Source organism: Paenibacillus sp. LT-B23, from assembly GCF_059417685.1.
Map to the genome: position 1 here is coordinate 1 of NZ_JBSQBM010000003.1, position 14,259 is coordinate 14,259.

Below are 14,259 nucleotides of genomic sequence, written 5' to 3' on the forward strand. Positions count from 1 at the left end.
GTTAGAAAACTTTTTTTGCTGGAAAATCGGTGAATTTCTTGACTGCAAACATTTATGATATACTCATTGGATTGGAAACCTATTGAAATGTTAAATGGATGAATCATATGGAATGACAGGCAGAGGTGAAATGAACATGTTCGACCCGACGGTTTTTGATAATTTAAAAGTAGCTATGGAAAATGCAGTATATGATCTGGATAATCTGGATTCACGCATTGAAATCACGCAACGGATCGACCGATTGGAAATGTCTGTGATGTCGCGTGAATTCGCTATACAGTTCAGGCTGACGAAACGACCCAGTGTGACGGCGGAAATTCGCTTAAAGGCAGATTTAAACAACTTGGCTGCGGAAATTTTGGAGATTGAAGATCAAGTCCCCGGATGTGTACTTCTGCTCAGCTTCTATATGGAGGTTCGTAAGGTTGAAACACAATGCAGCCAGATTGAAGATATATTGATGCAGATTTGGAAGCCGGATCTTAGGCCGGTCCAAACGCTCAGCTTTGTTCACGGGGAGAAGGCAACTACGTACCAAAACAAGATTGAGCTTCAATTTTCCAGACAAATTAATGAAGATCAGATGGAGGATATCCCGGAGCTGTTGGAGCATATTTTGCTGACGCTTACGGAATTGTACAAGATCTAAAATGTCAGTTGAAAAGGGAAATCAGAATAAAAGGAGTTGAACATATAAAATGAACGAACTTGAATTTTCCCAAGTGTATGCGATTATGGAAGCTTCTTTTCCTGAAACGGAATGCAGAACTTTTGCGTCGCAGAAGGCTCTGCTTACTCATCCTTCTTATCGCATAATCACTGAAAAGAATGAGCAAGGGCATACAATCGCTTTTCTGGCAGGCTGGGAATTTACATATTTTCGGTTTGTAGAGCATATTGCGGTAAACCCGGCTATACGTGGTGGCGGGTTAGGCAAAAAGCTCATGAGCAGATTTATTTCGCAATCCGATAAACTGGTAGTACTGGAGGTTGAGCCACCAGTGGATGAATGGACTCGGAGAAGAATTGGTTTTTATGAACGCTTGGGATTCCATCTCAACGATTTTGAGTATGTACAGCCTCCTTTGAGGGAAGGGCAGGCCGATCTGAGGCTTCAAATTATGAGCTATCCGTATGCGCTAACAGAGCAGGATTTTGCGCCGTTTAGACAAATTTTATATACTGAGGTTTACGGGCTGTAATGAGAGAACATATATATTGGTGTAGGTAAAATATAAAAGGCTCTGCTTTTACCGAATTTTTAAGGGAGCAGAGCCTTTGGCCTCATTGAGATAATGTTACTTATGCTTTGTCCAAACCATTACAAATTCCTTTTCACGGGTTTCTGGATCAACGGATTCCTCTTGAATGATAAATCCATTTTTGGTATAAAAGTTAAATGCCTTCGTGTTGGACTGGTATACTTTCAATTGGATCTGATCATGTTGCTTCTTAATCCAATCTAATAGTAACTTGCCATACCCTTTTCGTTGGGAATCTACTCGTATAAACAAGGCCGCCAAATATTCATCTATCATAGAAACAAAGCCACCAATAGTGTGATCGTCCTGTATAATAACGTAGTGTTGAGCTAGTGGAAGGTATTTGTCTTCCATTTCGTCAACCTGTGATGTCCAATATTGTGGATCAATAAAATGATGGGCCTCTATGGAAGCTTCCAGCCATATAGATGCTAAATCTTTAAACTCTTCCACATTCCCCGGTCGAATAGACATAGAATGACCTCTTTTCCCAGTATGTAATTTGGTTACGATAGTGTGGTGTTTAACATAAAAAAGACCGTCCGTAGACGGTCTTTCTACCCGTAGCGCTTATTTAAAGCATTGATCCGTATCCCGCGCCTCCGTCATCTCTGAGAATTAGAGAATGGCGGACCGGGTAAGGGACACGTTCAACATCTGATTACTAATGTTGACGCACCTCCTTTCCTGATGCGCCTATATTACCATATATGGTAAGAGAAATCCAGTCGTTTTCACATGTTTTGTGGAATTATATATGGAAAATATAACGTAAAAATGGCTTGCTTTTATTCTCTATGGGCGATATAATCTTAATTACGGTGATTATATGTACTAGGCATTATTTATGGACCTGTTACATAGATAAACCATCGGCATGATTACATACTATGCGGTCGTGGCGGAATTGGCAGACGCGCACGGTTCAGGTCCGTGTGGGCTAACCCCCGTGGAGGTTCGAGTCCTCTCGACCGCATCATTAACATAAAAAAGGTTCATCATTGCTCATTGTAGCAATGATGAACCTTTTTTATGTTATCTACAGCGCTGGTAGCAATATCAAAGGGATGAGCGTAGCATTAGTCATTTACCTGAGCGTGTATTTCATCGTGATTCTCGGTGTTTCTTGACATGATAACGGGTGGAGCACCGTTTGCTACAAAACCGCTGTAGTCCGTTTTTAGAATGATCGGAAAATATTTGGATCTGAAACGCAGACTTTAAGTCTTGGTCTTCCGTACAGGGCCAGCTCTCTTCCGAGCGTATGTGAACAGACCGCTAGAATACGGTCGGCCAAGCTGCCTGTGTTTTTATCAGGTGGATTGTACACATAACGAAAGTTGCCGTCTCCCTGTGCATTTAATCGTGGGCGGAGGGGGGACCGTAATTCAAACTTCGTAAGAAATTCTCCCAGTTGCTCATCACTTCCATTCATAATCAAATCACGCAGGCTGTCGCGGTAAGCACGCACGGCTGTTAGCTCCTTCCGAGCTACCGTTTCATCGCATAACACTCCATAACTTTGCAATAGGTCACCAAAGAGATGTTGACTGCTGTATTACGCCCGTAAAAGGTTGAGCCTCAAGCTGATTTGCTATATAGTTATGACTTGGACAACCATTCCATCTATATTAAATGAATGCCAAAGTAGGGGGCCCTTGCAATGATTATTAAACCGAAAATCCGTGGCTTTATCTGTACTACTGCGCATCCAGGAGGATGTGCGGCTCATGTCAATCGTCAAATCGACTATATCAAAGAAAGTCCGTCAATACAAGGAGCCAAAAAGGTGCTTGTGATCGGTGCTTCCACCGGCTATGGACTGGCTTCCCGCATTGCTGCCAGCTTTGGTATGGGAGCTGATACCATAGGTGTATCCTATGAACGCCCCGCTTCAGAAGGACGCACAGCCTCGGCTGGATGGTACAACACTATAGCCTTTGAGAAATCGGCTAGAGCAGCGGGCTACATAGCAGAAAGCATTAATGGAGACGCTTTTTCCCATGAAATCAAGCAGGAGACGTTGAAGCTGGTTAAGGAAAAGCTGGGCAAGGTAGATCTGATTGTGTATAGTGTCGCCTCACCACGACGGACGCATCCCGATACGGGTGAAACCTTCAACTCCGTTCTCAAGCCCATCGGGCAGCCTTTTTCTGATAAAACGGTGAATACCAATACAGGTGTCGTATCGGAGATTACGCTGGAGCCGGCTACGGAAGAGGAAATTGAAAATACGATAACAGTAATGGGGGGCGAAGATTGGTCCTTATGGCTAAAAGCGCTGGAAGAAGCTGATCTGCTGGCGGAAGGGGTAACCACACTGGCTTACTCATATATTGGCCCAGAAATCACGGAGGCTATTTACCGTAAAGGAACCATTGGCAAAGCCAAAAATGATTTGGAGGCCACTGCTCATACCTTAACGAAGCAACTGGAGCGTTATGCTGGAAAAGCCTACGTTTCTGTAAATAAAGCTTTGGTTACACAGTCCAGCTCCGCTATTCCAGTCGTGCCTCTGTATATTTCTTTGCTGTTTAAGGTTATGAAGGAAAAGGGCTTGCATGAGGGCTGCATCGAGCAAGCACAGCGTCTGTTCGGGAAGCTATATAGTGAAGCGACAGTGGAAACCGATGAGGAAGGGCGCATTCGTCTGGACAACTGGGAAATGAGAGCCGATGTGCAGCAGGCTGTCCAAGAGGCTTGGTCCGGGATTACTACAGAAAACGTGTCTGAACGGGGCGACCTCGAACAATATCGTCTGGACTTCCTTCAATTATTTGGATTCGGGTTTGATGAAATTGATTATGATTTGGACGTAAATCCAGATATTCAGTAGCATCGTGGCGGATTGCGAATTGTACGGCAAACATAATAAAAACGGGCACTTACAAGCGAAATAAATGGCTTGTGGTGCCCGTTTTTTTATATCAGGATTTTGCAAAATTCCTCATATGTTAGGCAAATGTATATAAGCTGAACTAAAAAAGGTACATGGGAAACGGAGTAGGCGGAATGGTGCTGTACAAGCGAAGCACCATCCGTCTGCGAAGTGGCACTAAGGTAACTTTTAAGTTCGACTTATATAGTGTTCTTGTTTCAGCAGTTGAAACTATTGGGGATCTGACGTAGATACCGATTTGTAATGAAGCAGACGAAAAACAGCGATGGTAATCATGATCCCGGCAACGCCGAAGACAGATACGGAGGTCAAAGCCTGATAGGCTTGCCAGCCGAATAAAAAAGCAATACCACTGCCAAAGGTTGTGCCTGCCAGTAAACCGAGTGCGCAAGCGATGTCTGTTCTGAATTTCATAAGTATGTTTCCTTTCGGAATCAGGATTTGAAAAGCAACTTGTACTTTTTATCTGGACTTGGACAGGAACTTGTGCGTACAATTAAATAGAAATCGTTTTCAAAGGCAATCTTGTTATCATTATGGATCATTCTTGTGCAAATTATTCCTTTTCAGGAGGTAGATGAAATGAATATGAATGAGCAGATCAAGCAGTGGAACGAAGAGGCACAGGCAAACAACGCCGATCATCCTTACCGAAAGGTCGAATTGTTTATTGAGGTGCGTGATGGGGCGCTTAATGCCGTCGTCCCCTATCTGAAGCAACGGAATTACCGTCATGTGACGCTGGTAGAGGATGAACATACTTCTGCGGCGGCAGGGGAAAAGGTGGCACAACTCATACGTGACGCAGATTTGGTGGTCGATGTGGTCCGGCTGCCTCCCAATGCTGTGGGGGATGTGATTGCAGATGAGGGCTATATCGTAAAGGTGTTGTTGGGCGTGGCAGATGAGAGTCAGGCTGTACTGGCCGTAGGCTCCGGCACTATTCATGATCTGGTTCGCTTCGCATGCTATAAAATGAATCGTCCGTTCCTGTCGGTGCCGACGGCCGCTTCTGTGGATGGATTCACATCGGCAGGCGCGCCGTTGATTGTGGGCGGCAGCAAGCAGACATTCCAGGCAGTTCCACCTGAAGCGATCTTTGCTGACCTGTCCGTACTGGCGAATGCGCCACAAGCGATGACAGCCGCAGGCTTTGGCGATATGCTCGGCAAATTCACCTCATTAGCCGATTGGCATGTGTCCAGGGATTTGGGAGACGAACCCTATTCGCCCCTGGCTAATCGAATCACGGAGGAAGCGCTGCAAGCCTGTGTAGAGCATGTTGATGAGATTGCAGCGGGTAGTCAGGCAGGTGTCGAAGTGCTGATGAACGCGCTGATCGCATCCGGCATTTCCATGCTGATGATTGATCATTCCCGTCCGGCATCGGGTGGAGAGCACCACATTTCTCACCGAATTGAAATGGATTTTATTGCAGAGGGACGCAAGCAAATTTTGCATGGTGCCAAAGTGGGCGTAGCTTCTGCTTTACTGGCGGACTTGTACAGGGATCTGGCTGCTAGCCAAGATGTGGATGCATTTAAGGTATACCGAACCTTGCCAACGTCGGAGCAGATGCGTGCATGGCTGGCTCAGGTAGGTGGCCCGTCCGCGATTGCCGAGCTGGGCGTTACCGAGGAACAGCTTGCACGCGCACTCCGCACAGCTCATACCCTGCGTAATCGCTATACAGGGCTCAAGTATATGAACGATCATCAATTGATTCGTTCATAATATGTACATCTGCACAAGCGGTATTTAGACGGGATTAGCCAAGCACTTGTAACATGGAAGGGATTAGCGAATGGGTTTACGCCTCCGGTAGCTATACAACGATATCCTGCTCCTGTGAGATTTGTATGTACAAATGAACGATATGCTATAATCGTGAAATACAAAAGGGTACACGATATTGCAAGTGACGGAGGAAATTATGGCGCCCAAATATATACAAGTTAAACAGGAAATTTTATCATGGATTCATTCATCCAGGCTGGAGCCTCAAAGCCAGCTTCCATCTGAACATGAAATGTCTGAGCAATTTGCGGTTAGTCGGCAAACCGTGCGTCAGGCGTTAGGCGAGCTGGTACAGGAAGGTTGGCTTTTTCGCATGCAGGGCAAGGGAACCTTTGTTGCCACACGGGACAGCAAGCAGCCCGAGGACCCACGGACCATCGGGGTCGTTACGACCTATATATCCGATTATATTTTTCCCTCGATTGTGCAGGGAATTGAAACCAAATTAAGTCGTCAGGGCTATAAGCTGCTGCTCTCAAGTACAGGCAATGACCCCGAGCAGGAACGGCAGTGTTTGGAAATGCTGTTAAGTCAGCCCTTAAGCGGGATTATTATTGAGCCGACGAAAAGTGGGGAACGCAATCCCAATTTGAATTATTACCTGACCTTGGAAAATCGCCAAATTCCTTATTTAATGATCAATGCCCGGTATGAGGAAATGGATGCGCCATGTCTGCGTGTAGATGATGAGAAGGGTGGATTTTTAGCGGCTGAGCATCTGATTAAGTTGGGACATCGGCGGTTAGCCGGGTTTTTCAAAACAGATGATATGCAGGGAATTCTACGTATGAAGGGATTTGTAGCCGCCCACCGCAAATATGGGGTTACGTTGCATCCGAATGCAGTGACCACCTACCGGACAGAAGAAAAAAATGAGGTTCCGTTACAGCGTGCGTCTGTGCTGCTGAGTATGGAGCCGGGAGAGCGTCCTACCGGATGGGTAACCTATAATGATGAGCTGGCTGTGCGTTTGTTGGACATTGTGCGTTCGGCGGGTCTGAGCATTCCGGATGATTTGTCGCTGGTCGGGTTTGATGACTCTTTTTTGGCAACGGCAACGGAAATCAAGCTAACTACAATCCGACATCCGAAAGAGGAGCTGGGACTTCGTGCTGCTGATACGATACTGTCGATGATCGAAGAAAAGGGCTTTCGCGAAGAGGATCGTCAGTGGATTATTCCGCCTGAGCTGATTATCCGTGAATCTACGGGGCCTATTGCCAGTGATATATAGGAGCCTATAAGTATGGGCGAGTTTTATTAAGACACATGTAAGGACAAGTTGGAAAGAATGTAGTTCTAACACCTAATAGCATATTGGCGTGCTCACTCGCCGTACAGGACAGCCTGTTTTCTGGATTGCAGAAAATAGGCTGTTTTTGCTATGTTTTTTCTGAAAATATAAACAGCTACGTGACGAAAAAACGGATAAAAAAACACTGGCTAAGTTGTACGTACAAGTGTATAATGAAAGCGGAACCAAGGATATGGGGTCATGATGATCCGCTGTAGTTTTCCATTTGAAGCTGGGTTTAGCACTTCCATTGCAGATTTCAGAAATGATAGTAAAAGGAGTGTTTTATACATGTTAGAACAATTGAAACAGGAAGTATGGGAGGCTAATTTGGCTCTTCCCAAGCACGGTCTGGTTACTTTTACGTGGGGAAATGTAAGCGGTATCGACCGTGAGCAGGGGCTGGTTGTAATTAAGCCAAGTGGTGTGGCCTACGAGGAGCTGAAAGCAGAGCAATTGGTCGTACTCAATTTGCAAGGCGATATTGTTGAGGGGGACCTTCGTCCTTCATCGGATACACCTACACATCTGGCGCTGTACCGTGCTTTTCCACAAATCGGCGGTATTGTACACACGCATTCCTCTTGGGCCACAAGCTGGGCGCAGGCAGGACGCGCGATTCCGGCATTAGGGACAACACAGGGTGATTATTTTTATGGAACGATTCCGTGTACTCGTGCGATGACTTCAGAGGAAATTGCCGGAGAGTATGAGCTGGAGACGGGACATGTGATCATTGAGACGTTTCAAGATATTAGTCCGGCGGACATTCCAGGTGTACTCGTTAATCAGCATGCACCGTTCGCCTGGGGGAAAAATGCTGATGATGCTGTTCATAATGCGGTGGTGCTGGAGGAAGTAGCCAAGATGGCGTACCGTTCCTTCGCGTTGAACCCGGAATTAACCTCTATGGATCAGGCGCTTTTGGATAAGCATTTTCTGCGCAAGCATGGAGCGAACGCTTACTACGGTCAAACGAAAAAGGAGGAGACACACAAATGAGCAAGTATACCATTGGTGTCGATTATGGAACAGAGTCCGGGCGTGCGGTCATTGTTGACCTCTCTAACGGAGCTGAAATTGCTACACACGTAACACCTTATCGCCATGGGGTTATTGATGAAGTGCTGCCTGGCAGCGGACGCAAGCTGGAAATGGACTGGGCGCTGGAGCATCCGGCTGACTATATTGAAGTGCTGACGACTTCTGTACCTGCTGTCATGAAGGAGACGGGAATTTCTCCAGATGACATCATCGGGATCGGAATTGATTTTACGGCATGTACGATGCTGCCGATCGACGCGCAAGGACAACCATTGTGTTTTGATGAGAACCTGAAGGATAGCCCGCATAGCTGGGTAAAACTGTGGAAGCACCATGCAGCGCAGGATGAAGCGGATCGTCTGAACGAAATTGCATCACAGCGTGGAGAGGCATTTCAGCCCCGTTATGGTGGTAAAATTTCATCCGAATGGATGATCGCAAAAATTTGGCAAATTCTGAACGAGGCGCCGGATATTTATGATCAGACAGATCGCTTTGTAGAAGCGACCGACTGGGTTATTTCCCAGCTTAGTGGAGAACTGAAACGTAATCAATGTACAGCGGGTTACAAGTCCATTTACCATCATCGTGACGGTTATCCGGACCGCGAGTTTTTCAAAGCGCTCGATCCTCGTCTGGAAAATCTGACAGATACGAAGCTGCGTGGTGAAGTTTATGACTTGGGTAGCCGTGCAGGTGGATTAACAGAGGACATGGCTGCAAAGCTCGGGCTGAATCCGGGAACTGCGGTAGCAGTAGGTAACGTGGATGCACATGCGGCTGTTCCGGCGGTAGGTGTCGTCACACCAGGCAAGCTGGTCATGGCGATGGGAACTTCTATTTGTCATATGCTGCTCGGTGAGGAAGAAAAAGAAGTCGAAGGCATGTGCGGTGTTGTAGAAAACGGAATTATCCCGGGCTATTACGGCTATGAGGCTGGTCAGTCGGCGGTAGGAGATATTTTCGCATGGTTCGTTGAGCATGCGGTTCCCGGTGAGGTGAAGGAGCAGGCTGCGGCAGAAGGCGTGAACGTCCATGTGTGGCTGGAGCGCAAAGCGGCAGCGTACAAACCGGGCGAAACCGGATTGCTTGCGCTGGATTGGTGGAACGGCAACCGTTCTGTGCTGGTAGATACGAACCTGACGGGTCTTATGGTCGGCTATACGCTGCTGACGAAGCCGGAGGAAGTGTATCGTACATTGCTGGAAGCCACAGCGTTCGGTACACGTAAAATCGTCGATGCGTTCCATCACAACGGCGTGCCGGTAGATGTATTGTACGCATGCGGTGGATTGCCGCAGAAAAACCGTCTCTTGATGCAAATTTATGCCGATGTAACCGGACGGGAGATCAAAGTGGCGGCTTCTACTCAAACTCCTGCCCTGGGCGCAGCGATGTTCGCGGCAGTGGCTGCGGGAGCAGAGGCCGGAGGGTATGACGATATCGTCGAAGCAGCGCGCCATATGGCTCGTGTACGGGACGAGAGCTTCAAACCGATCCCAGAGAACGCGGCCGTCTATGATAAGCTGTACGAGGAATACAGCCGTCTTCACGACTACTTTGGACGTGGAGGCAATCCGGTGATGAAGAAGCTGAAGGCGATTAAGGAAGAAGCCGGACGTTCTACACAAGCGGCAAGTACTCATTCTTAAAGAGATAAGATATCTAAAAAAGCACAGTGTGCCGAGAAAACGGCAGACTGTGCTTTCTTTGTTCTTATATTCCGTGATTTGCAGCAAGCGAAAGTCTTATGAAATGAAAGATGGTAATGCGTTCCTTTCATAGACTTTCAGGTAAAGTACAAAAGTTTAGTTTTAACGGACATTCTCACTTTTTCAGCATGGCATCAGCAAACAAAATGGACTTCGGAATACGGAAAAACTGTTCCGCCTGATCCTGGAAGGTTTGAGAAGGAACGGTACCCTGGTGCAACCATTTTCGGAATGTGCCGGGATGAACGCCAATCCAATGACTGACATCGGTCACCGAAATATCATGGACCATACATAGACCCGCCAAAATCCGGTTTTTGACCGGGGAACGAGTCACAGTCCGTTTCATAAAACGGGACGGTGATGGCTGACAGATGAGCGGTGAACGCCGGACAACCTCTTCATTAAACAGAATATGGTGTGGATACCCAAGTGTGTTACACGTTTTTTCCAGATTAGTGTTGCCGGGAATACGGCCCTCATATACCCACGCGCTGACGCTACGTGAGGAAATGGAAAGCTCCTCGGCAAGCTGAGACAGTTTAATGTCATTAGCCATCAAAACGGCTAGCAGAACACGATTGCGCACTTGACAGCGTGTCGGCTTGCGAAAACGTTTGACGCGCACACCTTTTCCCAAATATTTGCGATTGATCAGAGACCACGCCTGAATGGAATGTTTATCTTGTTGTTTAGGCATATATCCTCCGATTTTTTTTAACCACATACTACTATACCCGAAGGGGGCTTTGCAAGTGACTCCCCTCCTGATTTTCTTTTAATCCCATGGGCTTAACCGGTTTATGGAAAATAAGGTCCATTTGACCTATGAAAATGGGGAGTTAAGGGGCCGATATATTGAATTGTGTCTACTTTTATGGAAGCGGAGGGAATATGTTCTTTTTTTATGATTGTAAGGTTTATAAGAGAGAGAAATGGATAGGGGACTCCAAGTGTACCCAACTATATCCTGAATGACAAGAGGAGGTTATCCAGTCAGATGTTTTGTAAAAAGATAATGATATGGTTTCTGACGGCACTTTTGGCAGCAAACACTTTGCTGTGCTTGCCTAGTGTGGCAGGAGCGGAGGAACAAGATTTAAGGGACGGAATGCAACTGGATCAAGCGGATACGGCACAGGAGGAATTTGAGGTTTCTGATGGAACCGTTTCTTTCACCCCGTCTGCTTCTGCGACAAACAGCGTCTATAACGCATTAATGATGAGCTTGGCTGCAACAGTGGAATATACGTCGATCCCTATTAATCCCGGGGAAACGTATGAATTTGAGAATACAGATACGATTAGTAAATCCATATACAGTAACGCGTCCGAATCCAAAGGCATTCTGTATGATAGTGTGAGTTACAAAGAGGACGGAGATATCAGCACTGTCCATATGGATTACGGCATAAGCCCCATTGGTGTTCCTGGGGGAGGTACAGCATTTATTACGAATGCAGGGACAACAACATTAACCGTAAAGATAACGGATGTCTTCACCTACAGCACATCTGAGAGCCCGGCATTGGAACGTGTTACGGTCTCTAAGAATGAGAGTTACCGGATCGTAAATGACGGATGGACTGCCCGCTCGATTCAGCATGATGGTTCAAGTAAGGACAATCGCCGTTTTGATTTTGCCAAATACAAGGCAGATGGAACTTTAGCCGCCTCTGGCCTTAACAGCATTGCTCATCCCTCTTTGGCTGAAGGAGAGGAACTGATCGTTACAGGCGGCACTTCAAATGCTGTGACCTTTGGTTTACCATACGGAAAATACAGTACAGAAAGTACCGGAGAACCTGCTTACGCACGGGTTTCCTTGAACCAAGGAGAAAGCTACCAGTTTATTAATGTTGGAACCAGATTAGATTCAATTGAAAGTGATGGTACACCCAAGGATAAATTGGACTATGTTGTGTATCTGTCCAATGGAACGGAATCCTCGCGTGGCACTGGCACTTCAGCCAAGCCGCAGGTCGGTGTAGACAAATACGCGGTTATTACCCAAGTTACGGCCAATCCGGTTACATACGGCGCACCTTACCGTAACTTTATCGCCCGTCCTGTGGGCGGGGATGCGATCAGCCGTGTCGAGTTTGAGGCAGGCAAGAGCTACATTTTCCATAATAACGGCACGCTGATGAACCCGATCTACAACAACTCCAGAAAGGCAGGAAATTTGTTCGATTATGCTATTTACAAGCCAGATGGAACGGTCAATTCCTACGGTTTTAACAGCCAGGCTGGTCCTATGATTCCAGCTTCAGGCTATGCCATTGTGACTGTGATGGGCCCAGGACCGATTACATTTGATTATACGGACGATTTTTCCTGGGAAACGAGCAAAGATCCTGCCTTTTTACGCGTAACCTTATCGAAGGGTGAAAGTTATGCTTATACGAATATCAGTGATCATTTAAGGAATCTGCACAGCACCGCTCCAACCGTTAAGGGCAAATTTGATGTGGTCCTGTATAAAGCGAACGGTATGGAGGAATCCAGACGCAGTACTGGAAACTCAACCTTTCTGGTTGGTGCAGGCAAAAAGGCCAGCGTGACGGTAACCAGTGACACGCCGATCACCTTTGGTGGTATCTATCGGAGCTTTAAGGCCAGCGAAGATGACAATGGTATCGGCCAAACGACTTTGGAACCGGGGGATTCGTATGTTTTCCGGAATCATGATAGCCAATCGAACTCATTGCGGCGTGATAAAAGTAGCGGGAATGCACGCTTTGATTCTGCAAGCTATCAAGGACTTCGTTTACTTACATCAGATCATTTCAACAATATAGTAGACCCGGAGATTGTCGCGGGCGGTGAAGCAATTGTCACCAATGTATCAGATCGGCCAATCACCTTTAGTTATAGCAGTAAAGTAGAGGCTTTACTCAGCGGGCAGGCGGCATTCCATCGAATTACGCTAAAACGTGGAGAAAGTCGGAGATTTATTAATGTAAGTTCTATAGACAAAGCCCTGGATGTCATTTCTGCCAACGGTATGAAGTGGAGCTATACCAATTACCGTGCAGACGGAACTTTCACTCAAGTGAAGGATACAACGCAATTGCCTCTAGTACAGGCTGGCGGCTACGTGGTGATTACTTCTGTATCGGATATACCGGTTACGTTTGGCGGTCCATTAGGAATATTCGACGTGGATGATGCCCAAGCTCCAGCAGGTCAGGTAACCGTTAATCAAGGAGAGAGCTACGTATTCGTGAATACAGGTACAGAGACTTCTACGCTGACCTCCAATGCTGCAAGCGAAAATCGTCTCTATGACTATGCCATATATGGAGAAGGTACCGGTGTTCATTCCAAGGTGGATGACGCAGGCATGAGTGTTTCGTTGCCTATGATCTTACTTGGGGCTGGAAAAACGCTAGTCGTGACTGTGACTTCACCACAGGCTGTAACTTTTAATTATGGAAATGAGATCAAGGCTGAAGCGGGTACAGAACCGGCGTTATTAAAAACGTCTTTGTCCGGCGGAAAGCAGGAAGTATGGATCAATCGCGGAAGCGAGGCAGCCCCTGTCTTGACGAATGCAAAGACGGCTGGTGGAACGTATCAGTATACCGTTACGGATCAGGCTGGAAAAGTGATTCGTGAACATAAAGAGGCGACAGATAATCTTCAGCAAGTGCCAGGTAAAGCAAACATTCATCTTGCCGTAGCAGCAGCTACTCCTGCTGTTAACTTTGGAGCGCCTTATCGTTTGTTTGCTATGAAAAATAACGATGACAGCAAGCTGGACGAGCTCATTGAACTCATAGAAAAGGAAGCTGACTTTACGGCAGGTCAGCAAGGGAAATATCGATTTACGCCGAAAGAAGACGGAATGTACCGTTTTGCGGTGAAGGAAAAATCTAACGAAGCTGCGCAGCAGCCTATTGTAACCTTGTTTACCGACCCTGATTTTTCGAATCAGCTTGTCTCCTCAACAGAGCAAGCGCAAATATATGGTTGGAATTTCACTGTTTTAGAGTATGAGATGAAGGCAGGACAAACCGTTTATGTGAAGCTGACAGAAACTAATAGTGGCGTATTACAAACCGTAATTAAGGCAGCACATATGGCGCTTGGCAAGGATACTTCATATGAATACGGCAAAGGGAACCGACTGAATAAAGTTATTTTTTCCACCGGAGATCAAATCGAGCTGCATTATGATTTAAACGGAAACGTCAGTATGCGGCTGAAAAAGGTATTTCCTTTTACAAATTAAATAGGGGTGAG

Annotated in this window: 13 protein-coding genes and 1 tRNA gene; 9 read left to right on the forward strand and 5 right to left on the reverse strand. The window is 46.5% G+C overall.

The window, feature by feature from the left end:
• Positions 1-136 precede the first annotated feature (136 nt).
• Both ACWXW9_RS04775 and ACWXW9_RS04780 read left to right on the forward strand, forming a co-directional pair.
• Complete coding sequence (locus tag ACWXW9_RS04775) at positions 137-652, forward strand: hypothetical protein (protein ID WP_494928799.1); 516 nt, start codon at positions 137-139, stop codon at positions 650-652.
• Between the two features lie 49 nt (positions 653-701).
• Positions 702-1,205: a GNAT family N-acetyltransferase gene (locus ACWXW9_RS04780; protein ID WP_494928527.1), complete on the forward strand. Its 504-nt coding sequence runs from the start codon at positions 702-704 to the stop codon at positions 1,203-1,205.
• Between the two features lie 96 nt (positions 1,206-1,301).
• Here ACWXW9_RS04780 and ACWXW9_RS04785 read toward each other — a convergent pair whose 3' ends face one another.
• On the reverse strand, positions 1,302-1,739 hold the full coding sequence (locus tag ACWXW9_RS04785; protein ID WP_494928528.1) for an N-acetyltransferase: 438 nt from the start codon (positions 1,737-1,739) through the stop codon (positions 1,302-1,304).
• 418 nt (positions 1,740-2,157) lie between these two features.
• Between ACWXW9_RS04785 and ACWXW9_RS04790 the strand changes: the two genes are divergently transcribed.
• Positions 2,158-2,241: transfer RNA gene (locus ACWXW9_RS04790), tRNA-Leu, on the forward strand.
• A 128-nt stretch (positions 2,242-2,369) separates the two neighbouring features.
• Here ACWXW9_RS04790 and ACWXW9_RS04795 read toward each other — a convergent pair.
• Positions 2,370-2,471, reverse strand: coding sequence for a CGNR zinc finger domain-containing protein (locus ACWXW9_RS04795; RefSeq protein WP_494928800.1), 102 nt, complete (start codon positions 2,469-2,471; stop codon positions 2,370-2,372).
• Positions 2,446-2,736, reverse strand: coding sequence for a hypothetical protein (locus ACWXW9_RS04800; RefSeq protein WP_494928529.1), 291 nt, complete (start codon positions 2,734-2,736; stop codon positions 2,446-2,448). The genes ACWXW9_RS04795 and ACWXW9_RS04800 overlap by 26 nt, the downstream gene beginning before the upstream one ends.
• Before the next feature lie 192 nt (positions 2,737-2,928).
• On the opposite strand from ACWXW9_RS04800, the gene fabV reads away from it, so the two are divergent.
• The gene (gene fabV / locus ACWXW9_RS04805) at positions 2,929-4,101 is read left to right on the forward strand and encodes an enoyl-ACP reductase FabV (protein WP_494928530.1); all 1,173 of its coding nucleotides are present in this window, start codon (positions 2,929-2,931) and stop codon (positions 4,099-4,101) included.
• Between the two features lie 273 nt (positions 4,102-4,374).
• Here the strand turns inward: fabV and ACWXW9_RS04810 are convergent, their stop codons facing one another.
• On the reverse strand, positions 4,375-4,578 hold the full coding sequence (locus ACWXW9_RS04810; RefSeq protein ID WP_025685103.1) for a hypothetical protein: 204 nt from the start codon (positions 4,576-4,578) through the stop codon (positions 4,375-4,377).
• 168 nt (positions 4,579-4,746) lie between these two features.
• Between ACWXW9_RS04810 and ACWXW9_RS04815 the strand changes: the two genes are divergently transcribed.
• From ACWXW9_RS04815 to ACWXW9_RS04830, 4 genes are all read left to right on the forward strand, one after another.
• Entirely contained in the window at positions 4,747-5,898 is a 1,152-nt protein-coding gene (locus ACWXW9_RS04815) for a sn-glycerol-1-phosphate dehydrogenase (RefSeq protein WP_494928531.1), read from the forward strand.
• A 199-nt stretch (positions 5,899-6,097) separates the two neighbouring features.
• The gene (locus tag ACWXW9_RS04820) at positions 6,098-7,195 is read left to right on the forward strand and encodes a GntR family transcriptional regulator (RefSeq protein ID WP_494928532.1); all 1,098 of its coding nucleotides are present in this window, start codon (positions 6,098-6,100) and stop codon (positions 7,193-7,195) included.
• Between the two features lie 351 nt (positions 7,196-7,546).
• Positions 7,547-8,257 carry an L-ribulose-5-phosphate 4-epimerase gene (gene araD / locus ACWXW9_RS04825; RefSeq protein ID WP_404520660.1) on the forward strand — a complete coding sequence of 237 codons (711 nt, stop codon included), beginning with the start codon at positions 7,547-7,549 and terminating at the stop codon, positions 8,255-8,257.
• Positions 8,254-9,951 carry a ribulokinase gene (locus ACWXW9_RS04830; protein ID WP_494928533.1) on the forward strand — a complete coding sequence of 566 codons (1,698 nt, stop codon included), beginning with the start codon at positions 8,254-8,256 and terminating at the stop codon, positions 9,949-9,951. Before araD ends, ACWXW9_RS04830 begins: the two co-directional genes overlap by 4 nt.
• 175 nt (positions 9,952-10,126) lie before the next feature.
• Here ACWXW9_RS04830 and ACWXW9_RS04835 read toward each other — a convergent pair whose 3' ends face one another.
• Positions 10,127-10,711, reverse strand: coding sequence for a helix-turn-helix domain-containing protein (locus tag ACWXW9_RS04835; protein ID WP_013370447.1), 585 nt, complete (start codon positions 10,709-10,711; stop codon positions 10,127-10,129).
• A gap of 342 nt (positions 10,712-11,053) precedes the next feature.
• On the opposite strand from ACWXW9_RS04835, the gene ACWXW9_RS04840 reads away from it, so the two are divergent.
• Positions 11,054-14,248 carry a hypothetical protein gene (locus ACWXW9_RS04840; RefSeq protein WP_494928534.1) on the forward strand — a complete coding sequence of 1,065 codons (3,195 nt, stop codon included), beginning with the start codon at positions 11,054-11,056 and terminating at the stop codon, positions 14,246-14,248.
• The last annotated feature ends 11 nt before the right edge of the window (positions 14,249-14,259 follow it).